This is a genomic window from Ancylobacter novellus DSM 506 (genome assembly GCF_000092925.1).
GTDB classification, from domain to species: Bacteria; Pseudomonadota; Alphaproteobacteria; order Rhizobiales; family Xanthobacteraceae; genus Ancylobacter; species Ancylobacter novellus.
The window spans coordinates 2,466,889-2,490,130 of sequence record NC_014217.1; the positions used below are offsets into that span (position 1 = coordinate 2,466,889).

Annotated in this window: 23 protein-coding genes; 10 read left to right on the forward strand and 13 right to left on the reverse strand. The window is 68.5% G+C overall.

Going from position 1 to position 23,242, the window contains the following annotated elements; all coding sequences use genetic code 11:
* Positions 1-15 precede the first annotated feature (15 nt).
* The 4 genes from dnaG to SNOV_RS11740 form a co-directional block, all read right to left on the reverse strand.
* The gene (gene dnaG / locus SNOV_RS11725; RefSeq protein ID WP_013167149.1) at positions 16-1,953 is read right to left on the reverse strand and encodes a DNA primase; all 1,938 of its coding nucleotides are present in this window, start codon (positions 1,951-1,953) and stop codon (positions 16-18) included.
* Positions 1,954-2,088: 135 nt separating this feature from the next.
* Entirely contained in the window at positions 2,089-2,391 is a 303-nt protein-coding gene (locus tag SNOV_RS11730; protein ID WP_013167150.1) for an AzlD family protein, read from the reverse strand.
* On the reverse strand, positions 2,388-3,044 hold the full coding sequence (locus SNOV_RS11735) for an AzlC family ABC transporter permease (protein ID WP_244412738.1): 657 nt from the start codon (positions 3,042-3,044) through the stop codon (positions 2,388-2,390). Before SNOV_RS11735 ends, SNOV_RS11730 begins: the two co-directional genes overlap by 4 nt.
* Before the next feature lie 145 nt (positions 3,045-3,189).
* Positions 3,190-3,657 carry a GatB/YqeY domain-containing protein gene (locus SNOV_RS11740; protein WP_013167152.1) on the reverse strand — a complete coding sequence of 156 codons (468 nt, stop codon included), beginning with the start codon at positions 3,655-3,657 and terminating at the stop codon, positions 3,190-3,192.
* Positions 3,658-3,893: 236 nt separating this feature from the next.
* On the opposite strand from SNOV_RS11740, the gene carA reads away from it, so the two are divergent.
* The 5 genes from carA to SNOV_RS11765 all read left to right on the forward strand — a co-directional run bounded on the left by carA (position 3,894) and on the right by SNOV_RS11765 (position 11,010).
* Positions 3,894-5,096 carry a glutamine-hydrolyzing carbamoyl-phosphate synthase small subunit gene (carA, locus tag SNOV_RS11745; protein ID WP_013167153.1) on the forward strand — a complete coding sequence of 401 codons (1,203 nt, stop codon included), beginning with the start codon at positions 3,894-3,896 and terminating at the stop codon, positions 5,094-5,096.
* A gap of 181 nt (positions 5,097-5,277) precedes the next feature.
* On the forward strand, positions 5,278-5,775 hold the full coding sequence (locus SNOV_RS11750; protein ID WP_013167154.1) for a hypothetical protein: 498 nt from the start codon (positions 5,278-5,280) through the stop codon (positions 5,773-5,775).
* A gap of 193 nt (positions 5,776-5,968) precedes the next feature.
* A complete protein-coding gene (carB, locus tag SNOV_RS11755; protein ID WP_013167155.1) occupies positions 5,969-9,304 on the forward strand; it encodes a carbamoyl-phosphate synthase large subunit in 3,336 nt (1,111 codons plus the stop codon).
* 136 nt (positions 9,305-9,440) lie between these two features.
* Positions 9,441-9,914 carry a transcription elongation factor GreA gene (gene greA / locus SNOV_RS11760; protein WP_041782214.1) on the forward strand — a complete coding sequence of 158 codons (474 nt, stop codon included), beginning with the start codon at positions 9,441-9,443 and terminating at the stop codon, positions 9,912-9,914.
* 22 nt (positions 9,915-9,936) lie between these two features.
* Positions 9,937-11,010 (forward strand): glycosyltransferase family 4 protein, encoded by a 1,074-nt coding sequence (locus tag SNOV_RS11765; protein WP_013167157.1) that lies wholly within the window; start codon positions 9,937-9,939, stop codon positions 11,008-11,010.
* Positions 11,011-11,231: 221 nt separating this feature from the next.
* On the opposite strand, the gene SNOV_RS11770 is transcribed toward SNOV_RS11765, so the two are convergent.
* Genes SNOV_RS11770 through SNOV_RS11785 form a run of 4 tightly spaced genes read right to left on the reverse strand, consistent with a single transcriptional unit; the run spans position 11,232 to position 14,320 of the window.
* Positions 11,232-12,323 carry an ELM1/GtrOC1 family putative glycosyltransferase gene (locus SNOV_RS11770; protein ID WP_013167158.1) on the reverse strand — a complete coding sequence of 364 codons (1,092 nt, stop codon included), beginning with the start codon at positions 12,321-12,323 and terminating at the stop codon, positions 11,232-11,234.
* The gene (locus SNOV_RS11775; RefSeq protein ID WP_013167159.1) at positions 12,320-12,943 is read right to left on the reverse strand and encodes a methyltransferase domain-containing protein; all 624 of its coding nucleotides are present in this window, start codon (positions 12,941-12,943) and stop codon (positions 12,320-12,322) included. The genes SNOV_RS11770 and SNOV_RS11775 overlap by 4 nt, the downstream gene beginning before the upstream one ends.
* A gap of 4 nt (positions 12,944-12,947) precedes the next feature.
* The gene (locus SNOV_RS11780) at positions 12,948-13,847 is read right to left on the reverse strand and encodes a glycosyltransferase family 8 protein (protein ID WP_013167160.1); all 900 of its coding nucleotides are present in this window, start codon (positions 13,845-13,847) and stop codon (positions 12,948-12,950) included.
* The gene (locus tag SNOV_RS11785; RefSeq protein WP_013167161.1) at positions 13,844-14,320 is read right to left on the reverse strand and encodes an Lrp/AsnC family transcriptional regulator; all 477 of its coding nucleotides are present in this window, start codon (positions 14,318-14,320) and stop codon (positions 13,844-13,846) included. Before SNOV_RS11785 ends, SNOV_RS11780 begins: the two co-directional genes overlap by 4 nt.
* Before the next feature lie 277 nt (positions 14,321-14,597).
* On the opposite strand from SNOV_RS11785, the gene trxB reads away from it, so the two are divergent.
* Together trxB and SNOV_RS11795 are read left to right on the forward strand one after the other, a co-directional pair.
* Positions 14,598-15,575, forward strand: coding sequence for a thioredoxin-disulfide reductase (gene trxB, locus SNOV_RS11790; protein ID WP_013167162.1), 978 nt, complete (start codon positions 14,598-14,600; stop codon positions 15,573-15,575).
* A 44-nt stretch (positions 15,576-15,619) separates the two neighbouring features.
* On the forward strand, positions 15,620-16,513 hold the full coding sequence (locus tag SNOV_RS11795) for a LysR family transcriptional regulator (RefSeq protein ID WP_187291146.1): 894 nt from the start codon (positions 15,620-15,622) through the stop codon (positions 16,511-16,513).
* 116 nt (positions 16,514-16,629) lie between these two features.
* Here SNOV_RS11795 and SNOV_RS11800 read toward each other — a convergent pair whose 3' ends face one another.
* The 3 genes from SNOV_RS11800 to SNOV_RS11810 form a co-directional block, all read right to left on the reverse strand.
* A complete protein-coding gene (locus tag SNOV_RS11800; RefSeq protein WP_013167164.1) occupies positions 16,630-17,124 on the reverse strand; it encodes a DUF3280 domain-containing protein in 495 nt (164 codons plus the stop codon).
* A 428-nt stretch (positions 17,125-17,552) separates the two neighbouring features.
* Positions 17,553-18,041: a DUF992 domain-containing protein gene (locus tag SNOV_RS11805; RefSeq protein ID WP_041782216.1), complete on the reverse strand. Its 489-nt coding sequence runs from the start codon at positions 18,039-18,041 to the stop codon at positions 17,553-17,555.
* A gap of 112 nt (positions 18,042-18,153) precedes the next feature.
* Positions 18,154-19,356 carry a pyridoxal phosphate-dependent aminotransferase gene (locus tag SNOV_RS11810; RefSeq protein ID WP_013167166.1) on the reverse strand — a complete coding sequence of 401 codons (1,203 nt, stop codon included), beginning with the start codon at positions 19,354-19,356 and terminating at the stop codon, positions 18,154-18,156.
* A gap of 142 nt (positions 19,357-19,498) precedes the next feature.
* Here SNOV_RS11810 and SNOV_RS11815 point away from each other — a divergent pair, with 142 nt between their 5' ends.
* From SNOV_RS11815 to SNOV_RS11825, 3 genes are all read left to right on the forward strand, one after another.
* A complete protein-coding gene (locus SNOV_RS11815; protein ID WP_013167167.1) occupies positions 19,499-20,140 on the forward strand; it encodes a glutathione S-transferase family protein in 642 nt (213 codons plus the stop codon).
* Between the two features lie 135 nt (positions 20,141-20,275).
* Complete coding sequence (locus tag SNOV_RS11820) at positions 20,276-20,617, forward strand: hypothetical protein (RefSeq protein ID WP_013167168.1); 342 nt, start codon at positions 20,276-20,278, stop codon at positions 20,615-20,617.
* 103 nt (positions 20,618-20,720) lie between these two features.
* Positions 20,721-21,878 carry a PQQ-dependent sugar dehydrogenase gene (locus SNOV_RS11825; RefSeq protein ID WP_013167169.1) on the forward strand — a complete coding sequence of 386 codons (1,158 nt, stop codon included), beginning with the start codon at positions 20,721-20,723 and terminating at the stop codon, positions 21,876-21,878.
* A 202-nt stretch (positions 21,879-22,080) separates the two neighbouring features.
* On the opposite strand, the gene SNOV_RS11830 is transcribed toward SNOV_RS11825, so the two are convergent.
* On the reverse strand, positions 22,081-22,443 hold the full coding sequence (locus tag SNOV_RS11830; RefSeq protein WP_013167170.1) for a DMT family protein: 363 nt from the start codon (positions 22,441-22,443) through the stop codon (positions 22,081-22,083).
* Positions 22,444-22,522: 79 nt separating this feature from the next.
* Positions 22,523-23,206 (reverse strand): Fe2+-dependent dioxygenase, encoded by a 684-nt coding sequence (locus SNOV_RS11835; protein WP_013167171.1) that lies wholly within the window; start codon positions 23,204-23,206, stop codon positions 22,523-22,525.
* Between the last annotated feature and the right edge of the window lie 36 nt (positions 23,207-23,242).

A 23,242-nucleotide genomic window follows, 5' to 3' on the forward strand; every position in this document is an offset into this window, starting at 1 on the left:
CAACCCGAGGGACCTTTACATCGACCGCGCCGGGCGACCCGACGCGGCGCCGAACCCCTCTACCAAAGCTTCGGTTCCGTCAAGTGCTGCGAGCTGTCTTTGTACGTCGAGAAAACGCGCCCAGTTCATGTCGGTGGGCTCCTCGGCGAGGCGTTTCTCGGCTTCTTTCAGGTCCTTAGATAGGGCATGGCCGCGCCGGTGCAAGACCAGCCGCTGATGCCACCATAGTTCCACGTCCGAACGCGCGGCGTCGGCGAAGGCCGGCCAGTCATGGCGCGCGATTGCGGCGCGCGCGAGGCGCGCGACCAGTGGCGCATGCCCTTGCGATTCGAGCCGGGCGGCGAGGCGTTCATGATCCGCGTCGTCCCCGTCCATATGGGCATCAAGCAAAGCGCGGCGCAATTCGGCCGCCTCCTTGTTCTGGAACGGCAGGTCGGCGAGCTCCTCGGCGCACTGGTCGAGCAGCCAGGGATGATTGATCGCGGCGAACAACAGCAGCGCCTCGTTGCGCGGGATCTCGGCCGCGGCGCCGCGCACCAGCGCCGAGCGGCGCATCCCCTCCCCGGCCACGCCCGACACCGGGCGCCGGTCATTGGGGCGCCGCCCGCCGCGGCCCGAAGAACGGTCGAAGCGGCCCTGATAATCGCCCGAGCCACGGCGCGAACCCTCGCCCTGCACCGCGACCGGCGTGAACAGCCGACGGAAGCGGTCCATCAATTCGCTGCGGTAATGCTTGCGCACCGTCTCGTCGGCGATGACGCGGACGACCTCGCCTATGCGCGCCTCCAGCGCCGCCCGGCGCTCGGGCGTGTCGACGCTGGCGCTCTCCATCTCGCGCGACCACAGCACGTCGGCGAGCGGGCGGGCCTGCGCGAGCACGGCGTCGACCGCCTCGCGGCCGCCGGCGCGCACGAGGTCGTCCGGGTCCTGCCCGTCGGGCAGCGTGCCGAAGGACAGGCTGACGCCGGGCTTGAGATGCGGCAGAGCGAGGTCGATGGCGCGATAGGCGGCACGGCGGCCGGCCTTGTCGCCGTCGAACAGCAGCACCGGCTCGGCCGCCATCTTCCAGAGCAGGGCCAGTTGTTCCTCGGTCAGCGCGGTGCCGAGCGGGGCGACCGCGCCGGAAAATCCCGCCTCGACGAGGGCGATGACGTCGACATAGCCTTCGACGGCGATCACCGGCGCGCCGTTATGGGCGGCGGCGCGGGCGGAAAAGCCGTTATAGAGCAGCGAGCCCTTGTGGAAGAGCGAGGTCTCCGGCGAGTTGAGGTATTTCGCCGGCACGTCCTTCTCCAGCGCCCGGCCACCGAAGGCGACGACGCGCCCGCGCAGGTCGGTGATGGGGAACATCACCCGGTCGCGGAAGCGGTCGTAAGGAATCGCCACGTCCTCGGCGGTGATCAGCAGGCCGGCCTCGACCATGTCCTCGACCGGAATGCCCTTGCCCCCCAGCGCCTCCTTCAGCGCGAAGCGGTCGGGCAGCGAATAGCCCAGACGGAAGCGTCCTTGAGTCGACGGGCCGAGGCCGCGATCGGCGAGATAGCCGCGCCCCTTGGCGCCGGCCCGGCTCTGCAACACCGCCTCGTAATATTTGGCGGCGAGTTCCATCACCTCGTGCAACGTCTTGCGCCGGCTCTCGCGCTGCTCCTCCTCGCGCGACTGCACCGGCATGGGCAGTCCGGCCATGGAGGCGAGCCGCTCCACCGCCTCCGGGAAGGGCAGGCCCTCGACCTCCATCAGGAAATCGAACTGGTCGCCGTGCTTGCCGGAGGAGAAGCAGTGGTAGAAGCCCTTCTGGTCGTTGACGTAGAAGGACGGCGTCTTCTCCGGGTTGAAGGGCGAGAGGCCGCGCCATTCGCGGCCCTGCTTCTTCAATTGCACGCGCTTGCCCACCACCTCCGACACCGGGAGGCGGGCGCGTATCTCGTCGAGGAACGAGGGCGGGAAGCGCATGGCGGGACGGGACTCACCGAAAGGCCGAACGGGCATCATAGCAGGCCGGCGGCGCACCGCCGTAGCGACATGGGACGGGAAGGCGGGATTTCCGCCCGGAAGTGGAGATCATCCCCGCTGTCCCCAGCCGGCGGCTCACCCCATATAGGTGCGCCAGAGCGCCGCGGCGAGGATGCCGAGCGCGATCGCCGGCAGGGCCTTGCGCAGCACCAGCATGCCGCCGATCGCCACCGCGACGGCGACATAGGCCGCCGACCCGCCGCGCACCGTCGCCGGCACGACGATCGCCACCAGCACCGATCCCGCCAGATAGCGCAGGAACGCTTCCACGCGGGCGGACATCGGCACGAAGCCGACGAGAAAGATGCCGCCCGCGCGCGTCGCATAGGTGACGAGCGTCATGGCGAAGACGATCAGCAGCGCGTCGACGATGCTCACGAGCGCCTCATCTCGTCGCGCACGAGGCCGGCGATGCCGCCGGCGAGCCCGCCCGCCAGCACATGCCAGTTGGGCGGGAGGAACCACACCGCCGCCATGGCGCTGAGGCCGGCCACCAGCCAGGGCAGGTCGTCCACCCGGCCGCGCCGCAGGCCCACCAGCGTCGTGGCGAAGAAGGTCACCAGCACGAGGTCGAGGGCATAGTTCTTCACGTCGTCGAGCGTGAGACCGCCCGCCACCGCGCCGATCACGGTGGCCGTCACCCAGGTCACCCACATCAGCGCGCCGGCACCGACGAGATAGCCGAGATCGCGCTCGCCCCGGCGCTCGGCGGCGACCAGCGCCGCCCAGTTGAGATCGCTGAGCAGCGCCATCGAGCCGTAGACCTTCCAGGCCGGCAGGCCGCGGCACAGCCCCCGCAGCGACGCGCCGAGCAGGATGTGGCGCGCATTGATGGCGAAGGTCGCGACCAGCAGCGGCAGCCACGGGATCGGCTTGGTCCATAGATCCAGCACCGCGAACTGGGACGCCCCGGCGAAGACCACCGCGCTCATCAGCGCCGCGACCCAGCCTTCGAGCCCATGGCCGCGCGCGGCGATGCCGAAGGCGACGCCGAAGACGAAGACCGGGGGCAGCACGGCGAGGATCGCCATCGCCCCGCGCCGGCAGCCGGCCCAGGTGAGCGCGGCCCCGCGCGGGGATGGTTCTGCGGCAGGCGGCATGGCGAGGACGCGGTGTTGGAAGCGGGTTGGAGGGCCCGCAAGACGGCGCGGTGGATCGGACTGGATCGTCCGCGGATCAGCCCGCGGTGAGCAGCGCCTTCACCGTGCCGCTGGCCTTGCCGAAGTCCATCACGCCCGTATAGCGCTCCTTCAGCGCCGCCATGGTGCGGCCCATGTCCTTGAGGCCGTGCGCGTCGATCTCCGCGATCACCGCGGCGATGGCGGCCTGCGATTCGGCCTCGCTCATCTGCTGGGGCAGGAAGGAGGCGATGACCGCGATCTCCTCGCGCTCCTGGGTCGCGAGGTCGACGCGGCCGGCCTCCTCGTAGACCTTCGCCGACTCCTCGCGCTGCTTGATCATCTTGGTCAGCAGGCCGAGCAGTTCGTCGTCGGTGAGCGGGTCCTTGCCATGGCCGCGCTGGTCGATGTCGCGGTCCTTGATCGCCGCATTGACGAGGCGCAGCGTGCCGAGGCGGCACTTGTCGCCCGACTTCATGGCGTCTTTCAGTGAAGTGTTGATCTCGTCGCGCAGCACGTTCGTCATGCCTTCCAAAAATCGCGAGGCCGCGCGCCGGATCCGTCTCCGGCCGCACCGCCGCTCGCATCGTGAATGGATCCGCCCGTGCCCCTTGACTGCTCCCGGCGGGCTGCCGCCCGGGCCTTGGGATGGCGCGCCTCGCGCAGCCATCCGCAATTCGAGGTCCAGATGCGCAGCAGGAAGGCTGGCATCCGGCGCGGCAACCGACTAATTAGGGCACACGACGACAGGGAACAAGACACATGAACGGTAGCGCTGAACAGCACTCCGGCGACGACGTGTGGGCCGAGCCCATTCCGACCGCCCTCCTGATCCTCGCGGACGGCACGGTTCTGGAAGGCTTCGGCCTGGGCGCCACCGGCCACGCGGTGGGCGAGGTGTGCTTCAACACCGCCATGACCGGCTATCAGGAAGTGCTGACCGATCCGTCCTATGCCGGGCAGATCATCACCTTCACCTTCCCGCATATCGGCAATGTCGGCACCAACGAGGAGGACATCGAGACCATCTCGATGGCCGGCGCCTCGGGCGTGCGCGGCGTGGTGCTGCATTCGGCGATCACCGATCCGTCGAACTACCGCGCCACCCGCCATTTCGACAATTGGCTGAAGGCGCGCGGCATCATCGCCATCTCCGGCATCGACACCCGCGCGCTGACCGCGCTGATCCGCGACGGCGGCATGCCGAACGCGGTGATCGCGCATGCGCCGGACGGCGTGTTCGACGTCGAGGCGCTGAAAAGGCAAGCGGCCGAGTGGCCGGGCCTCGTCGGCATGGACCTCGTACCGATGGTCACCTCCGCCCAGCGCTTCTCCTGGGACGAGACGCCCTGGACCTGGCCGGAAGGCTACGGCCAGCAGAAGGCGCCGGCGCACCATGTCGTCGCCGTCGATTACGGCATCAAGCGCAACATCCTGCGCCTGCTCGCCCGCGCCGGCTGCAAGGTGACGGTGGTGCCCGCCACCACCTCGGCCGAGGAGATCATGGCGCTCCAGCCGGACGGCGTGTTCCTGTCCAACGGCCCGGGCGACCCGGCGGCGACCGGCGAATATGCCGTGCCGGTGATCCGCGAGATCATCGATCGCGGCGTGCCGACCTTCGGCATCTGCCTCGGCCACCAGATGATCGGCCTCGCCGTCGGCGGGCGCACCATGAAGATGCACCAGGGCCATCACGGGGCGAACCACCCGGTGAAGGACATGACCACCGGCAAGGTCGAGATCACCTCGATGAACCACGGCTTCGCGGTCGACCGCGACAGCCTGCCGGCCACCGCCGAGGAGACCCACGTCTCGCTGTTCGACGGCTCGAATGCCGGCATCGCCCTGACCGACCGGCCGGTGTTCTCGGTGCAATACCACCCCGAGGCCAGCCCCGGCCCGCAGGACAGCCATTATCTCTTCGACCGCTTCGTCGAGATGATCGCCAAGAACAAGGCGGCGTGAGTTACGGCGCGCTCGTCGCATTCCATTTCCCTCATCCGCGGGCTTGACCCGCGGACCCAGGGGGGCCGGGTGGGCCCAATCACTGGGTGCCCGGGTCAAGCCCGGGCATGAGGGCAGGTGAAGGTCAGCCGGGAACCGCCCCGGCCGGCGCGCGGTTCTCCCGCAAAAGGGGAGAAACGCCATGCCCGAGCCGGAGGCCCGCCTGTTCCCGCCCTCGCGCGGGGTGCCCAACAACCCTTCCCTGCCGGTGCTGATCTACAAGGCGGCGCTGCCCGCCGATCCCAAGGCCATGGAAGAGCATATCGGCGCCAATGGCTGGGAATGCCGCTGGCGCAACGGCATCTACGATTTCCACCATTTCCACTCGACCGCGCATGAGGCGCTCGGCATCGCCCGCGGCACCGCGCGGGTGCGGCTCGGCGGCGAGGAGGGTGCCGAGTTCGCGCTCGGCCCCGGCGACGTGCTGGTGCTGCCGGCCGGCCCCGGCCACAAGAAGATCGCGGGGAGCGCGGACTTCCTCGTGGTCGGCGCCTATCCGCCGGGGCAGGACTACGAGATCGAGAAGCCGAATTCCGCGACGCTCAACCTGTCGCTCCAGGCCATCGCCAAGGTGCCGCTGCCGGAGAGCGATCCCGTCGGCGGAACGCAGGGTGCACTGACGCGGCTGTGGAAGGGGTGAGCGGCGGCGCGTCGCACACAGAAGTCATCGCCGCTCCACCCTTCCCCCCCGGGGGAATCTGGTTTAAGGGAAGCCCCCGACCGCGGGGCTATTCCCGCCAAGAAAGTCCGATCCGGGTTGTGCCCCAAGGACGCGTTGCCCGACGCGTCCTTTTTCGTGCGCCCGGACACATGCGCGAGCCGCACGGGATCCGATGCCGAAACGCACAGATATCTCCACCATCCTCATCATCGGCGCCGGCCCTATCGTCATCGGCCAGGCCTGCGAGTTCGATTACTCCGGCACGCAGGCGTGCAAGACGCTGAAGGCCGAAGGCTACCGGGTGGTGCTGGTCAACTCCAATCCGGCGACGATCATGACCGATCCGGATCTCGCCGATGCCACCTATATCGAGCCGATCACGCCCGAGATCGTCGCCAAGATCATCGCCAAGGAGCGCCACGCGGTGCCGGGCGGCTTCGCCCTGCTGCCGACCATGGGCGGGCAGACCGCGCTCAACTGCGCGCTGTCGCTGCGCAAGATGGGCGTGCTCGACGAGTACGACGTCGAGATGATCGGCGCCACGGCCGAGGCCATCGACAAGGCCGAGGACCGCGAGCTGTTCCGCGACGCGATGACCAAGATCGGCCTCGACACGCCGCGCTCGCGCCAGATCAAGACCCTGCCGCAGGCTCTTGAAGCACTGGATGAAGTCGGCCTGCCCGCCATCATCCGCCCGTCCTTCACCATGGGCGGGCTGGGCGGCGGCATCGCCTACAACAAGTCCGAATACATCGAGATCATCGAGCGCGGCATCGACGCCTCGCCGACGAACGAAGTTCTCGTGGAAGAGAGCGTTCTGGGCTGGAAGGAGTACGAGATGGAGGTCGTCCGCGACAAGGCGGACAACTGCATCATCATCTGCTCCATCGAGAACGTCGACCCGATGGGCGTCCACACCGGCGATTCCATCACCGTCGCCCCGGCGCTGACGCTGACCGACAAGGAATATCAGCGCATGCGCGACGCCTCGCTCGCCGTGCTGCGCGAGATCGGCGTGGAGACCGGCGGCTCCAACGTGCAGTTCGCGATTGACCCGGAGACGGGCCGCATGATCGTGATCGAGATGAACCCGCGCGTCTCGCGCTCCTCGGCGCTGGCGTCGAAGGCGACGGGCTTCCCCATCGCCAAGGTCGCCGCGCGCCTCGCGGTCGGCTACACGCTGGACGAGATCGCCAACGACATCACCGGCGGGGCGACACCTGCCTCGTTTGAACCGACCATCGACTACGTCGTCACCAAGATCCCGCGCTTCGCCTTCGAGAAGTTCCCCGGCGCCGAGCCGATCCTCACCACCTCGATGAAGTCGGTGGGCGAGGCGATGGCCATCGGCCGCACCTTCCAGGAGAGCCTGCAGAAGGCGCTGCGCTCGCTGGAGACCGGGCTGACCGGCCTCGACGAGATCGAGATCGAAGGCCTCGGCCTGCACGACGACAAGAACGCCATCCGCGCCGCCCTCGGCACGCCGACGCCCGACCGGCTGCTGAAGGTCGCGCAGGCGATGCGCCTCGGCCTCGACAACGAGACCATCCACGCCGCCTGCAAGATCGACCCGTGGTTCCTCGAGCAGATCCGCGAGATCGTCGACATGGAAGCCAAGGTGCGCGCGCACGGCCTGCCCAGGACGGCGGGCGCGTTCCGCCGCCTGAAATCCATGGGCTTCTCTGATTCGCGCCTCGCCGGCCTTGCCCGGATGAGCGAGGCGGAAGTGTCGAAGCGCCGGCGCGAGCTTTCCGTGCGTCCGGTCTACAAGCGCATCGACACCTGCGCCGCCGAGTTCGCCGCGCCGACCGCCTACATGTACTCGTCCTACGAGACGCCCTTCGCCGGCGAGCTCATGGACGAGGCGCGCCCGTCCAACGCCAGGAAGGTCGCCATCCTCGGGGGCGGGCCGAACCGCATCGGCCAGGGCATCGAGTTCGACTATTGCTGCTGCCATGCCGCCTTCGCGCTGAAGGACGCCGGGTACGAGACCATCATGGTCAACTGCAACCCGGAGACCGTCTCGACCGACTACGACACCTCGGACCGGCTCTATTTCGAGCCGCTGACCGCCGAGGACGTGATCGAGATCCTCGACCGCGAGCGCTCCAACGGCACGCTGCACGGTGTCATCGTGCAGTTCGGCGGCCAGACGCCGCTCAAGCTCGCCCGCGCGCTCGAGGATGCGGACATCCCGATTCTGGGCACCTCGCCCGAGGCCATCGACCTCGCCGAGGACCGCGACCGCTTCAAGACGCTGCTCGACAAGCTGAAGCTGCGCCAGCCGGCCAACGGCATCGCCTATTCGGTCGAGCAGGCCCGCCTCGTCACCGCCGATCTCGGCTATCCGCTGGTCGTGCGCCCCTCCTATGTGCTGGGCGGGCGGGCGATGCAGATCATCCACGAGGAGAGCCAGCTCGGCGACTACCTGCTCGGCACCCTGCCCGAGCTGGTGCCGAACGACATCAAGGCGCGCTACCCGAACGACAAGACCGGCCAGATCAACACGCTGCTGGGCAAGAACCCGCTGCTGTTCGACCGCTACCTGTCGGACGCCATCGAGGTCGATGTCGACTGCCTCGCCGACGGCAAGGACACCTTCGTCTGCGGCATCATGGAGCACATCGAGGAGGCCGGCATCCATTCGGGCGATTCGGCCTGCTCGCTGCCGCCCTATTCGCTCGGCCCGGAGATGATCGCCGAGCTGGAGAACCAGACCCGCAAGATGGCGCTGGCGCTCGAGGTCGGCGGCCTGATGAACGTGCAATACGCCATCAAGGACGGGGTGATCCACGTCCTCGAGGTGAACCCCCGCGCCTCGCGCACCGTGCCCTTCGTCGCCAAGGTGGTGGGCCAGCCCATCGCCAAGATCGCCGCGCGAATCATGGCTGGCGAATCGCTGGCCTCGTTCGGGCTCACGCCGTTCGCCGCCGACCATGTGGCGGTAAAGGAGGCGGTGTTCCCCTTCGCCCGCTTCCCCGGCGTCGACACGGTGCTCGGACCGGAGATGCGCTCGACCGGCGAGGTGATGGGGCTCGACGCCTCCTTCCCCATCGCCTTCGCCAAGAGCCAGCTCGGCGGCGGCACCAAGGTGCCGACCTCCGGCACGGTGTTCATCTCGCTGCGCGACGACGACAAGCCGCGCATCCTCGATGCGGCGCGGCTCTTGATCGCGCTCGGCTTCAAGGTGATCGCCACCTCCGGCACGCAGCGCTTCCTCGCCGAGAACGGGGTGCCCAGCGCCAAGATCAACAAGGTGCTGGAAGGCCGTCCGCACATCGTCGACGCGATCAAGAACGGCGAGGTGCAGCTCGTCTTCAACACGACCGAGGGCGCGCAGGCGCTCGCGGACTCGCGTTCGCTGCGCCGCGCGGCCCTCTTGCACAAAGTGCCGTATTACACCACGCTATCAGGAGCCATCGCAGCGGCGCGAGGGATCAAGGCCTATATTGGCGGCGATCTGGAAGTGCGCGCCCTGCAGGACTACTTCAACTCCGGCCGCGTCTGACCGCGCCCCTGCGGCGCAGCCCGACGGCCGTATATGACTGAAAACTCAGCCCGTCGCGGGTGGTTCACGAAAGGCCCCTCGGCCCGATGAACCCCCGCGGGGGCTTCGTTTGCTTTGGGAGGTCAAGAAAAGACCGATGGAAAAGATTCCGATGACCCCCGGCGGCCATGCCGCCCTGGAGATCGAACTCAAGCAGCGCCAGCAGGTCGACCGCCAGCGCATCATCAGCGCCATCTCCGAGGCGCGCGCGCATGGCGACCTGTCCGAGAACGCCGAGTATCATGCCGCCAAGGAGCAGCAGGCGCTCAACGAGGGCCGCATCGCCGAACTGGAGGACAAGCTCTCGCGCGCGGAGATCATCGACGTTGCCAAGCTTTCCGGCGACACGGTGATGTTCGGCGCCACCGTGACCCTCATCGACGAGGACACGGAAGAGGAGAAGAGTTGGCAGATCGTCGGCGACATGGAGGCGGACGCCAAGGCCGGCCGCATCTCCATCTCCTCGCCGCTGGCGCGCGCGCTGATCGGCAAGAAGCGCGGCACCTCGGTGGAAGTGGTGACGCCCAAGGGCGCGCGCTCCTACGAGATCGCCGCCGTCCGCTTCGCCTGACGGAGCCAACTGGACACCCGCAATGACCGAAGGAACGGCGCCCGCACCGGCTCAGCTTGAGGTCGTGGCGCCCAACTTCAAGCGCCGCCTCTCCGGCGTCACCGCGACGCTGGAGCGGGTGGTGCCCTATCAGGCCCGGGATGTCGGCATCGCCGCGCTCGGGCCTCGCCTCGCCGAGGGCGTGCCGCGCATCGGCCTCTCCGATCTGCGTCATTTCTGGAGCCGCCCGGCCACGCGCCGGGCGCGCATCTGGCACGCGCGGCGCAATGTCGAGATGCTCGCCGGCGTGCTGCTGCGCGACGTACTGCGCATGAAGCTGAAGCTCGTCTTCACCTCCGCCTCGCAGCGCTGGCACACGCGCTGGAGCCGCTTCCTGATCTCGCGCATGGACGCGGTGATCTCCACCTCCGAGAAGACCGCCGGCTATCTCCGGCGCTCCTCGACTGTGATCCATCACGGCATTGACGTCGGCGCCTTCACCCCCGCGCCGGACAAGGCGCAGGCGCGCCGCGCGGTGGGGCTGCCGGACCTGAAGATGGTCGGCTGCTTCGGCCGCATCCGCGCGCAGAAGGGTACCGACGTCTTCGTCGACGCGCTGATCCGCACCCTCCCCGACCATCCCGGCTGGGGCGGCGTGGTGCTCGGCCGGGCGACCGGCGCGCACACCGCCTTCTTCGCCGAGCAGCGCGACAAGGTGGCCAAGGCGGGGCTGGCGGACCGCATCCTGTTCCCCGGCGAGGTGGCGACGGACGAGACGGCGAAATGGTATCGCGCCCTCGACCTCTATGTCGCCCCGCAGCGCTGGGAGGGTTTTGGCGTCACGCCGCTGGAAGCCATGGCCTCCGGCGTGCCGGTGGTGGCGACCACGGTCGGCGCCTTCGAGGAACTGGTGGTCGAGGGCGAGACGGGAACGATGGTCCCGCCCGGCGACGTCGCCGCCATGGCCGGCGCGATCGAGGCCTATATGCAGCTCGACGATGCCTCGCGCGTGGTGCGCTGCGAGGCGGCGCGGCGCCATGTGGTGGAGACGCACTCGATCGAGGTCGAGGCGGCGCGGATCAACGCGGTCTATGAGGGCGTGTGGGCGGCGGGGTAGCCTTGCCCCATTCCCGACTAGACCACCTCATCCTGAGGTGCCCGGCCAATGGCCGGGCCTCGAAGGATGCTCGTCCGGGTGCGCTCAAGCGACCATCCTTCGAGGCTCGCTCCGCTCGCACTTCAGGATGAGGGTGTGCGCGCCTTTTCCTCTTCCCTCATGCCCGGGCTTGACCCGGGCACCCAGTGACCGGGCGTACCAAGTCCCCCTGGGTCCGCGGGTCAAGCCCGCGGATGAGGGGTTGCGAGAGCGGTGACGGCGACCTGTTCGGCCGATCCCGGCACTTCCAACCCCAGCACCGGCCCAATAAGCGCCGCCAGATCGGCCGGGACATCCCGCCTCGGCGGCTCCAGGCTCAAGAGCGTCGTGGCGAACTGCTCGGCGGTGACGGTCGCCAGCGGCACGATGGCGAGGCTCGGCTTGCCGGTGCCCGACCAGTCCTTCATCGCCCAGCCGGCGATGGCTTCGCTGGCATAGCCGTCATGCACCTTGGCCGAGCGCAGGCCGATGACCGGGCGCTTGGCGGTGATCCCCTCGGCCAGCATGCTCATGGAATCCTCGGTCACCGCCACCGCATCGGCGCCATAGAGCGCGCGCACCGTGCCGGGGCCGGCATTGCGGTAGTCGATGAACTCGGCCAGCACGCCTTCCTTGTCCAGCGCGGCGAGCTGCGCGCCGACCTCGTCCGGGGTGCGGCGGGAGGTGGAGACGCGCCAGCGCACGCCATAGTCCTTCGCCACCTCGCGCACGAGGCGGACCAGCGCGTCCCACTCGTTTTGCGGCCATTCCTTGCGGTAGGCGGTGCCGCCAACCAGGAGCGCGATCTCGGCGCCCTTGAGATCCGCCAGCGTCGCCAGCCGGCGCGGCAGGGCGTAGTCGGCGGGATCGACGATGGAGGGGATCAGCGCCCAGGCGCAGCGCGGGTAGTTGGCGGCGCGCGGCGAGGCGACGATCATCAGGCTGACCTCGCGCGTGTCGTAGCCGCCGATGCCGCCGGAATAGAGGAAGGGCACGCCGCCAAAGGCGCGGCTGATCAAGATTCCCGCGGCGATGGTCGGCCGGCCGGAGCCGATGATGACGTCCGGCTTCTCCAGCGCGTCCGCGTCGACCTTGTACATGGCGCGCAGCCAGTAACGGGCGTCGCGGCCCCAGCGCCGCATGACCTGCTTGCGGATGTCGTCATGGGCGAACCAGCTCGGGCGGATGTCGAGCCGCGTCACCTCGGCGGGGGCGAGCCGTCCGACCGCCCGCGCGACGCCTTCCGCCTGATTGAAATGCCCCGGCTTCTTGTCGCGCAGGACGAGGAGCTTCACCGGCGCGCTCCGAACAGCTTGCGGTGCGCCGAGCGGGTGAGCTTCTGCGTGCGGTAGATGACGCGCTCGCGCGCCCTCACCGCAAGGCTGGTGAGCCCCCTCACCTCGCCGTCCCAGGTCTTGAAGGCGACGCGGGCGCGGCGGTGGATCGGCATGGCGCGGATGGTCGGGAAATGCGGCTTCAACCGCGCCAGCCACCAGTCGGAGCCGTGCTGCGAGACATGGGCGTTGCGCCCGTCCGAGAGCAGCAGCTTGGCCGGGCCGGTATCGATGACGAACAGCGCGTCCTTCGCCGAGGCGGCGATGGAGGCCAGCACCGCGTCGATCTCCTCGTCCGGTATGTGCTCCATCACGTCGACATTCACCGCGAGCTCCACCTGCTTGCCCGGCAGGGTGGCGATCTCCGGGATCGCGGGATCGTAGCGGTGGATCTCCGGGATACCGGCCTTGGCGGCGATGAGGAAGGCGAGATTGCTCTGCCCGCAGCCGAAATCGATCAGCGAGGCGGGCCTGAGCGCCATGATATGCGGCAGCATGTCCGCCAGCGCGTGGCGGGCGGTGGCGCCGTAGCGGTGGCGCGCATGCAGCTTGGCGTATTCGCCGACGAGGCTGTTGGCCATGGTCCTAGCCTCCGAAGAGCCGGCGCTTGAGCTTGCCGGCAAAGCGCCGCAGCCGGCGCACCCTCTTCTCCACCTTGCGCCCCAGCTTGGTCTTCAGCGGCACATTGGCGAAGGGGGTGCGGGCGCGGTGCTCGAAATAGAGCTCGCGCGCGGGGTGGTTGCAGTCGGTGTAGTTGGGCTTCACCTGGCCGATGAAATGGACGATGCGGGCGTCCTTCCACACGGAGGGATCGCCCTTGTAGACGCCCTTCTCCAGCCGGCGGTGCATGTTCCAGCTCTCGTCGAGCGGCAGCCAGTGGCCCTGCAGCGCGCCGTTCAGCGCGTCCTGGTCCATCATCGGCAGCGTGGCGCCGCGCGAGGCGATGAAGTCGATGGTGCGCTCGGAGACACGCTCGCGCCGCCAGGTGTCGAGGTCGATCAGCAGCACGCCGCTGTTGAAGTAGCGCATCGCGTCCGGCAGGCCGATGTCGCGGTTGCGCTTGGCGTGGCGCTCGGGGACCTGGTGGGCGATGTCGTCCACCGCCGCCAGCGGAAAGCCGTTCATCGACAGGTTCGCCAGCGGGGCGAGCGGGGCGTTCACCAGCGTGTCGCAGTCGATGTAGAACAGCCGCCCGGTCGCCTCGGGCAGGGCGAGCGGCATGAGGATGCGCGCATAGGCGGTACGCGAGAGGTGGTGATTGACCGGCCGCGCCGCGAAGTGCTGCGCCATGTCGTCGGTGAGGTCGACGAAGATGATGTTGGGCAGGCCGTAGCTGGCGGCGAGCCGCTTCTTGTCGGCGTCGGACACGCCGTCGCAGAACACGTAGACCGCCTCGAAGTCGCCCGCCGCCTTGGCCGCGAGCGAGGCGAGCATCACCCCGGTCAGCTCGACATAGGCGGTGTCGGTCGCGGTGGCGACGATCAAGGAGCGTCCCCTTCCATCGGCACGATCGCGGCGTCCTTGGTCTGCTTGAGCGTCAGCGCGGTCTTCACGTTGCGCACGTTCGGCGCGCCGGTCAGCTCCAGCACGAAGTTCTGGAAGCTCCGCAGGTCCGGCGCCACGCAGAGCAGGATGAAGTCGGTCTCGCCCGAGAGCATCCAGCAGGCGCGCACCAGCGGCCAGCGCTCGACCTGCGCGGCGAAGGCGGAGAGGTCCGCTTCCGCCTGGCTGACGAGATGCACCATGGCGAAGGCCATGAGGTCGAAGCCGAGCTTCTTCTCGTCGAGCAGGGCGCGGTAGCCCTTGATGATGCCCTCCTCCTCCAGCGTGCGCACGCGGCGCAGGCAGGGGGGCGCGGAGATGCCGACGCGCTGCGACAGCTCGACATTGGTGATGCGGCCGTCACCCTGAAGCTCGCGCAGTATGTTCCAGTCGATCGCGTCGATGCGGCGGGCCACGCGGGCGTCTCCGGTTGCGGCGGCCGGAAGCGGCGCGCCTTCGGCCGCGCGAGTGGAGCGGCCGCAGAGCAATTATCTTGCGCGCTGCTGCAGCGCAATCTTCCTTCTGGAAAACTAAGGGATAGCGGACGTCCTCCTTGCGGCAGGTGCTATGAGCCCCTACATTTTCGCATGGCTGACGCGGCTGCCCCTTGCGGTGCGCGCATGTGTCGCCATCCGGCCTGATTTTTCCGAACCGGCGCAGGGAGAGCCTCCGCCGCAACCAAGCGAGCCCTCCATGTCGCCGGCCTCCCCGTCCCGCCACCACGTCAAGGTGCTGATCATCGGTTCCGGTCCCGCCGGCTACACCGCGGCGGTCTATGCCGCCCGCGCCATGCTGGAGCCGGTGCTGATCCAGGGCATCCAGCCGGGCGGCCAGCTCACCATCACCACCGACGTCGAGAACTATCCCGGCTTCGCCGACCCGATCCAGGGCCCGTGGCTGATGGAGCAGATGCAGGCGCAGGCCGAGAAGATGGGCACGCGCATCGTCAGCGACCTCGTCACCTCGCTCGATTTGTCGAGCCGCCCGTTCCGGGCGAAGACGGACTCCGGCACCGAGTGGATCGCCGAGACCGTCATCCTCGCCACCGGCGCGCAGGCGCGCTGGCTCGACCTGCCCTCCGAGCAGGCGTTCCGCGGCTACGGCGTCTCCGCCTGCGCCACCTGCGATGGCTTCTTCTACCGCGGCCGCGAGGTGATCGTGGTCGGCGGCGGCAACACGGCGGTGGAGGAAGCGCTGTTCCTCACCAACTTCGCCTCCAAGGTGACGGTGGTGCACCGCCGCGACGCCTTCCGCGCCGAGAAGATCCTGCAGGAGAGGCTCTTCGCCCATCCCAAGGTCGAGGTGGTGTGGAACGCCGCGCTGCATGAGGTGAAGGGCGAGGACAACCCGCCCAAGGTGACGAGCGTGACGCTGAAGGACACCGTCACCGGCGCCTTCCATGAGCGCCCGGCGGACGGCGTGTTCATCGCCATCGGCCATGCGCCGGCGACCGAACTGATCGCCGGCCAGCTAAAGCTCAAGCCTTCGGGCTATGTCTGGACCGAGCCGCATTCCACCCAGACCTCGGTGGAAGGCGTGTTTGCCGCGGGCGACGTCGCCGACGACGTGTTCCGCCAGGCGGTAACGGCCGCCGGTATGGGCTGCATGGCGGCGCTGGAGGCCGAGCGCTTCCTCGCCGCCCGCGAGCCCCTTGCCGACGCAGCTGAATGAGAGGCGACCGGGCGATGGACAACAAGGCCAACCGTGCGCGGGACATGGACTGGGACAAGCTCAAGGTGTTCCACGTCGCCGCCGAGGCCGGCTCCTTCACCCATGCCGGCGAGGCCCTCGGGCTGTCGCAGTCGGCGGTGAGCCGGCAGGTCTCGGCGCTGGAGCAGGAACTCAACATCCCGCTGTTCCACCGCCATGCGCGCGGACTGATCCTGACCGAGCAGGGCGACCTGCTCTACCGCACCGCGCACGAAGTCTTCATGAAGCTGGAGGCGGCGCGGGCCAAGCTGACCGATAGCCGCGAGAAGCCGAACGGCGAATTGCGTGTCACCACCACCATGGGCCTCGGCACCCACTGGCTGACCGCCCGCATCGGCGAGTTCCTCGAGCTCTACCCCGACATCCGCATCACGCTGATCCTGACCGACGACGAGCTCGACCTCGCCATGCGCGAGGCCGACGTCGCCATCCGCCTGCGCCAGCCGGTGCAGCCGGACCTGATCCAGCGCAAGCTGTTCACCGTGCATTTCCACGCTTTCGCCTCGGCCGAATACCTCAAGCGCAACGGCCATCCGCGCACGCTGGAGGAACTCGACCAGCACCGCATCATCCTGCTCGGCGGGCCGATCCCCTCCTATTTCCAGGACCTGAACTGGCTGGAGCGCGCGGGCGTCGAGGACGGGCAGGACGGGCGCGTGCCCTCGCTCTCGGTCAACAACGTGCTCGGCCTCAAGCGCGCGGTGGAGCGCGGCGTCGGCATCGGCATCGTGCCGGACTACCTCTTGGAGGATTCGGCGACGCTGGTGCAGCTCTTCCCCGAGCGCACCACGCCGACGCTGGAGGCCTATTTCGTCTATCCGCAGGAGATGCGCTCGGTGGCGCGCATCCAGGTGTTCCGCGACTTCCTCGTCGCCAAGGCGCAGCGCTGGAGCTTCTGACGCGTAGAGCATTTCCCAATCAGATGGAATCATCTGATCGAAGAGGAATTGCTCCAGCTTATTGAATCTAGAGCACTTCCTGATCGTTCGGATGTTCCATCCGAACGGGAAGGGCTCTAGCGCACCGCCGCCGTCACTTCCCGCGCGACGAAATCGCCGGCGTGGCGCCAGCCCTCGTCATTGTCGCCGCGGAAGCTGAGCAGCCGCTCCATCACCAGCTTGCCCGAGGCGACGTCGAGCACCGCCACGCGCATGGACAGGACCAGCGTGCTCATCTTGTGCACGCTGCCGACTAGCACGAAGGCAGCTCCCGCCTCGCGGGCGCGCTGGCGCAGCGCCTCCACCCCTTCCGCATCGAGCCGGCAGGCGCCCTCGCAGGCGAGCGCGAGGCTCTGCGCCGCGCCGTCCTTGCCGATGTCCGTCCTTATGCCCTCGGTGAGCGCCCTGCGCCGCGCCTCGTGCTCGGCGCCCTGGTCGCGCGCCTCGCCGGACGAATCGGTGAAGCCGATATCGGCGACGGCGATACGCGGCGAGGCCGCCAACGCCGGCGCTGCGGCAAGAAGGCACAGAGCAGCTGCGGACAGGAGCGGGACAAGGCGAGGCTTCAACATGGGCGATCCTCCGGACGATCCTCCGACACGGCCGCTGGCGGGCCTTACAGAAGAGTGTGCACCGGGAAGCAGCGTCCTCCAAGAACATCCGCAGTGGTATTCGGCGCCCATTTCGCGGGCAGCGACAAACGTGCGACAGCGTCAATGCAATTACGCATGCCTGCCATGCGGGCATAATTCATTGCAAGATGCCCGATCTTTGACCATATCGGTGGTGACGCCGATGCGTTTTCGTTTCGGCTGTTCCCCTCTGGAAGGTTCGCCGCTTCGGCGGCGAGACTTAGCCGGGTCCTTTTGGACCCGGCTTTTTTCTTGCCCAGATCCCCGCCTATGCCACCGCAAACGAAAAAGCCCGACGGCGAACCGTCGGGCCTGTTCTCATTGCAGCGACGCCGCGCGGCGCCACGGATCGCTCGGTCAGGAGCGGCTCAGTTGGAGACCAGCCGGAGGTCGCCCACGCCGAGCGCGAGGTTCACGCCGGTCTGGCCCTCGACGCTGACGGGCTGCAGGGCGATGGTCTTGTTGGAGCCGCCGACCAGCACGTTGCCGGCCGCGCCGATGCCGAGTGCCACGCTGCCAGACACGCCGACATAGGTGCCGTCGAGGTCGGTCTTGCGGACGCCGCGCGAGGGCGCCAGCACGCTCCACACCAGCATGTTGCGGCCGGTCACGCCGAGGTCGACGCCCCAGCGGCGGATGCTGCCCTCATAGGTGAAGGTCTGGCCACGCGGGGTCTTGAAGGTGCAGCTCAGCAGGCGCTTGGAGCCGATGATGAAGCTCACGGACTTGGTGCCGCTGCAGGTCAGCACGCCGGCCTCGACGCGCTTGGTCTGGGCAGAGGCGGGCGCGGCGGCAAGGCCCACGCCGGCGGCGAGCGCAACGGCGAGAAGGCCGCGCGACAGGACAGTACGCATCATTCTTGTCTCCCTGAGAGAAGGCGCGCGACCGGCTTGGAACCGGCGCCGAGCCGCCGGGGGCGGCGGCCCTCCGGCCGGGGCGCGTCGCCCGGCCGGAGACCATTATTCTACCTCAGCGGAGCGAGCCGCAGAAGCGCTGGATTCGCAGGCAGGCCTCTTCGAGGTCCTTGGTCGACGTGGCGTAGGAGATGCGGAAGGCCGGGCCGAGGCCGAAGGCCGAGCCGTGCACCACCGCGACGCCCTCGGCGTCGAGCAGCTCGGTCGCGAAAACCTCGTCATTCTCGACCAGCTTGCCGGACGCCGTGCGCTTGCCGATGAGGCCGGCGCAGGACGGGTAGACGTAGAACGCGCCTTCCGGCTTCGGGCAGGTCAGCCCCGTCGCCTGGTTGAGCATGGAGACCACGAGGTCGCGGCGCTCCTTGAACACCTTGTTGTTGGCGGCGATGAAGTCCTGCGGGCCGTTCAGCGCCTCGACCGCCGCCCACTGGGCGATGGAGTTCGGGTTCGAGGTCGACTGCGACTGCAGCGTGCCCATGGCCTTGATGAGCACTTCCGGGCCGCCGGCATAGCCGATGCGCCAGCCGGTCATGCAATAGGCCTTGGAGACGCCGTTCATGGTCAACGTGCGCTCGTAGAGCGAGGGCTCGATCTGCGCCGGGGTGGTGAACTCGAACTCGTCATAGACGAGGTGCTCGTACATGTCGTCGGTGAGGATCCACACCTGCGGGTGCTTCACCAGCACGTCGGTGAGCGCCTTCATCTCGGCGCGCGTATAGGCGGCGCCCGTCGGGTTCGACGGCGAGTTGAAGATCAGCCACTTGGTCTTCGGCGTGATCGCGGCGTCCAGCGCCTCCGGCTTCAGCTTGAAATTGTCCTCGAGCTTCGTCTCGATCGCCACCGGCGTACCGCCGGCGAACTGGACGATGTCGGGATAGCTGACCCAATACGGCGCCGGGATCACCACCTCGTCGCCCGGATCGAGCGTCGCCACCAGCGCGTTGAACAGCACCTGCTTGCCGCCGGTGCCGACCGTGATCTGGCTCGCCTTGTAGTCGAGGCCGTTCTCGCGCTTGAACTTGGCGACGATCGCCGCCTTCAGCTCCGGAATGCCGTCCACCGCCGTGTAGCGGGTCTGGCCATCGCGGATCGCCTTGATCGCGGCTTCCTTGATGTTGTCCGGCGTCTCGAAGTCGGGCTCGCCCGCGGCCAGCGCAATCACGTCGCGCCCGGCAGCTTTCAACTCCCGCGCCTTGTTCGAAATGGCGATGGTCTGGGAAGGGTTGATGCGCTTGAGGGCGGCGGATATCAGGCTCATGGCCGAGCTCCCTTGAGGGTGTTTTGCGCGCGACAACTAGTCGAGCCCTTGCGCCCCGGCAAGCGATTCCCTACCTGCCGTCGGCCCCGGCCGTGCGTTATCGTGCCGCTGCAACCCTTTTCAGCATCCCGGAGACGGCCGCGTGCTCAGGATCTACTCGATGCAGAGCTCCGGCAATGCCTACAAGGTGCGGCTGCTGCTGGCCAAGCTCGGGCATGAATTCCAGCTGGTCGACATCGACCTGCTGCGTGGCGAGAACCGCACGCCGGACTTCCTGATGAAGAACCCGGAAGGCCGCGTGCCGCTGCTGGAGCTGCCCGGCGGGCGCTTCCTGCCCGAATCCAACGCCATCCTGTTCTATCTCGCCGAGGGCACGCCGCTGCTGCCCGACGCCCCGCTGGCGCGCGCCGAGGTGCTGCGCTGGATGTTCTTCGAGCAGCACTCGCACGAGCCGGCCATCGCCGCCGCGCGCTTCTGGCTCAAGCTGGTGCGTGGCGGGCGCGAACTGCGCACCCACGACATCGACCGCTGGCTGGAGGAAGGCTACGCCGCGCTCGGCGTGATGGACCGCCACCTCCAGCGCCGGCCCTTCTTCATCGACGGGACGATGACCATCGCCGACATCGCGCTCTACGCCCATACCCATGTGGCGCATGAGGGCGACTTCGATCTGGCCGCATTTCCGGCGGTACGGGGGTGGCTCGCGCGGGTCGCCAACGAGCCCGGCCATGTCGACATGGACTGGCGCCCTCAGCTAGCCGGCCAAATGGTTAGCACCGTTTAACTATTTGCCCCGAAATGGCCTCGAAATGGCACCGGCTCGCGCAAAGTGGCGCCGAAGCCGGGCCGTCTTCGCCCTCGAAATTACCACCGTCGGCCAGCCGCCCCTTACCGCCGGCCGATCCGGAGGGATTTCGCCATGTCGCGTCTCTTGTCGCGTCTATCGACGGAACAGATGTCGCCGCGCGCCGCCGCCGGCCGCGGCACCCACACGGCCCGCCGGCGCCTCGTCAGGGCGCTGATGGAAGCGGGCGTGGTGCTCTCCCTCACCTTCGCCACCGTCGCCGTGCTGTGCCTGTTCGGCCTGCAGCGCGCCTCGGCGCTGGAGCTCGTCGCCGGCCCCGCCTCGGACGGACGGATGGCCGTGGGCGCAGTGCTGATCTCCGCCTTCGTCGGCCTGTGCGGGCTGACCAGCTTCATGCTGCGCAACACGCTGGAGCCGGCCTCCCGCGCCGAGGCTCCCCGCCGCCGCGAGGGGTGACTGACGCTGCGTCATTCACGTTCTTGTCAGTCTTGTCCGGTTGGCCGGACGGGGCCCGTGATCTAACCATGCGCTCCGGGTCGACGAAGCACGGAGCGCCGCCTTGAGAACCTTCCCCCGCCTTCTTGCCGTGGCCGCGCTGGCGGGTCTGATCACCAACACACCGGCATCGGCGCAGCAGCCGGCGCGCATCTCCTCCTCCGCCGGGCCGCTCAGCGTCGAGACCGTCGCCTCGGGGCTGGAGAACCCCTGGGGCCTCGCCTTCCTGCCCGACGGGCGCATGCTGGTGACCGAGCGCCCCGGCCGGCTGCGCATCGTCAGCCGCAGCGGCACCGTCTCCGCTCCCGTCGCCGGCCTGCCGCCGGTCTATGCCACCGGCCAGGGCGGGCTGCTCGACGTGGCGCTGGCACCCGACTTCGCCAGCAGCGGCAAGATCTTCCTCTCCTATGCCGAACCGCGCGAGGGCGCCTCCGGCACCAGCGTCGCGCGGGCGCGCCTCGTCGAGGATGGCGGCGACGCCCGGCTCGACGGGCTCACTGTGATCTTCCGCCAGTCGCCGGCGGCGGGCGGCAGCAACCATTACGGCTCGCGCCTCGTCTTCGCCCGCGACGGCACGCTGTTCGTCACGCTGGGCGACCGCTATTCGCTGCGCGAGCAGGCGCAGGACCTCTCGGTCCATATTGGCAAGATCGTGCGCATCAATACCGACGGCTCGGTGCCGGAGGACAACCCCTTCCGCTCGCGCGCCGGCGCGCGGCCGGAGATCTGGAGCTACGGCCACCGCAACGTGCAGGGCGCGGCGCTCGATCCCGCCACCGGGCGGCTGTGGACCATCGAGCACGGCGCGCGCGGCGGCGACGAACTGAACCATCCCGAAGCCGGCAAGAACTATGGCTGGCCGGTCATCACCTATGGCCGCGACTACAGCGGCGCGCGCATCGGCGAGGGCACGGAGAGAGCCGGCATGGAGCAGCCGGTGAAGTACTGGGACCCGTCCTTCGCGCCGTCCGGCCTCGCCTTCTACACCGGCGACCTGATGCCGCGCTGGAAGGGCGACCTGTTCACCGGCGGGCTCGCCGGCACGCGGCTGGTACACCTGAAGCTCGACCCCGCCCGCGAGCGGGTGATCGAGGAGGAGGTGCTGCTCACCGATCTCGGCGAGCGCATCCGCGACGTGCGGCAGGGGCCGGACGGCGCGCTTTGGCTGTTGACCGACGATCCCGGCGAGGGCCGCCTGCTGCGCCTCAGCCCGGACGATTGAACGCCACGGCTGAGCCGCCTCACCCTTAGCTTTCCCCTCCCCTCATCCCCGGGCTTGACCCGGGGACCCAGCCTTTCCGCCGGTACCCGGTCACTGGGTGGCCGGGTCGAGCCCGGCCATGAGGGCGAGAGGGTGGTCATCGCCGGGCTAAATGGAATTGCGGGCCAGACGCTGAGCCTGGCGCTCGGGCTTTGCCGCCGCCTCACCACTTCTGGAAGATGAAGAACGCGCCCACCGCGATGAAGGCGAAGCCGATCAGGTGGTTCCAGGCGAAGGGCTCCTTCAGCCACAGCACCGAGAAGCCGGCGAACACCACCAGGGTGATGACCTCCTGGATGGTCTTCAGCTCCACCGTCGAATAGACCGCCGAGCCGTAGCGGTTGGCCGGCACGGCGAGGCAGTACTCGAAGAAGGCGATGCCCCAGCTCGCGAGGATCGCGATCATCAGCGGTGCCGATTTGTGCTTGAGGTGCCCGTACCAGGCGAACGTCATGAAGACGTTCGAGGCGAAGAGCAGCAGGATCGGCGTCAGCGAGGGCGGCAGCAGGGTCGACAGCGCGGGCATGGGGGAATCCGGTGACGTGACCGCCGAGCATCGCCGTCCGCCGGCATCCGTCAATGGCGGCACAAAGCCGCCCCGCCGCTCACAGCTCGGCCCAATGCCGCAGCAGGTTGTGATAGACGTTCGCCAGCGACAGCACCGCCGGATCGTCGTCCGGCAGGCGAGCACGGGTGCCCATGATGGCGCGGTCGAGATCGTAGAGCATGGAGCGCCGCTCCTGGTCCTTGATCATGGACTGCGACCAGAAGAACGAGCCCCAGCGGCTGCCGCGGGTGATCTCCTTGACGCTGTGCAGGCTGGAGGCCGGATAGACCACGGCATGGCCTGCCGGCAGCTTCACCTCATGGGCGCCATAGGTGTCCTCGATGACCAGCTCGCCGCCGTCATACTCCTCCGGCTCGGTCAGGAAGATGGTGGTCGACACGTCGGCGCGCATGCGCATGCCGGTGCCGGAAATGGCGCGGATCGAGCCGTCGACATGGGCGCCGAACTTCATGCCGACATCGTAGCGGTTGAACATCGGCGGCAGCACGCGCAGCGGCATCACCGCCGAGTTGAACAGCGGGTTGCGCCCGAGCGCGCGCAGGACGATGTCGCCGAGCTCGGCGGCTTCCTTCGAGTCGACCGGGATCTGCAGGTTGTTCTTGGTCAGCGCCGCCTGCTGGCCGGCGGTGACGCGCCCATCCACCCAGGGGGAAGCCTCCAGCACGCGCCGGCAATGGGCGACCTCGTCGCGCGTGAGGATGTCGGGGATCTGGATCAGCATGGTCTCGTCCGGAAATGAAAAAGAGGGGAAAGCCGG

What these genes read in the sequence shown, in the direction of transcription:
- dnaG (WP_013167149.1), bottom strand. Translation starts at nt 1,953, where the DNA reads ATGCGCTTCCCGCCCTCGTTCCTCGACGAGATACGCGCCCGCCTCCCG.
- SNOV_RS11735 (WP_244412738.1), bottom strand. Translation starts at nt 3,044, where the DNA reads ATGGCGATCCTCGCCGTGCTGCCCCCGGTCTTCGTCTTCGGCGTCGCC.
- SNOV_RS11740 (WP_013167152.1), bottom strand. Translation starts at nt 3,657, where the DNA reads ATGACGAACGTGCTGCGCGACGAGATCAACACTTCACTGAAAGACGCC.
- carA (WP_013167153.1), top strand. Translation starts at nt 3,894, where the DNA reads ATGAACGGTAGCGCTGAACAGCACTCCGGCGACGACGTGTGGGCCGAG.
- SNOV_RS11750 (WP_013167154.1), top strand. Translation starts at nt 5,278, where the DNA reads ATGCCCGAGCCGGAGGCCCGCCTGTTCCCGCCCTCGCGCGGGGTGCCC.
- carB (WP_013167155.1), top strand. Translation starts at nt 5,969, where the DNA reads ATGCCGAAACGCACAGATATCTCCACCATCCTCATCATCGGCGCCGGC.
- greA (WP_041782214.1), top strand. Translation starts at nt 9,441, where the DNA reads ATGGAAAAGATTCCGATGACCCCCGGCGGCCATGCCGCCCTGGAGATC.
- SNOV_RS11765 (WP_013167157.1), top strand. Translation starts at nt 9,937, where the DNA reads ATGACCGAAGGAACGGCGCCCGCACCGGCTCAGCTTGAGGTCGTGGCG.
- SNOV_RS11775 (WP_013167159.1), bottom strand. Translation starts at nt 12,943, where the DNA reads ATGGCCAACAGCCTCGTCGGCGAATACGCCAAGCTGCATGCGCGCCAC.
- trxB (WP_013167162.1), top strand. Translation starts at nt 14,598, where the DNA reads ATGTCGCCGGCCTCCCCGTCCCGCCACCACGTCAAGGTGCTGATCATC.
- SNOV_RS11795 (WP_187291146.1), top strand. Translation starts at nt 15,620, where the DNA reads ATGGACTGGGACAAGCTCAAGGTGTTCCACGTCGCCGCCGAGGCCGGC.
- SNOV_RS11800 (WP_013167164.1), bottom strand. Translation starts at nt 17,124, where the DNA reads ATGTTGAAGCCTCGCCTTGTCCCGCTCCTGTCCGCAGCTGCTCTGTGC.
- SNOV_RS11805 (WP_041782216.1), bottom strand. Translation starts at nt 18,041, where the DNA reads ATGATGCGTACTGTCCTGTCGCGCGGCCTTCTCGCCGTTGCGCTCGCC.
- SNOV_RS11810 (WP_013167166.1), bottom strand. Translation starts at nt 19,356, where the DNA reads ATGAGCCTGATATCCGCCGCCCTCAAGCGCATCAACCCTTCCCAGACC.
- SNOV_RS11820 (WP_013167168.1), top strand. Translation starts at nt 20,276, where the DNA reads ATGTCGCGTCTCTTGTCGCGTCTATCGACGGAACAGATGTCGCCGCGC.
- SNOV_RS11830 (WP_013167170.1), bottom strand. Translation starts at nt 22,443, where the DNA reads ATGCCCGCGCTGTCGACCCTGCTGCCGCCCTCGCTGACGCCGATCCTG.
- SNOV_RS11835 (WP_013167171.1), bottom strand. Translation starts at nt 23,206, where the DNA reads ATGCTGATCCAGATCCCCGACATCCTCACGCGCGACGAGGTCGCCCAT.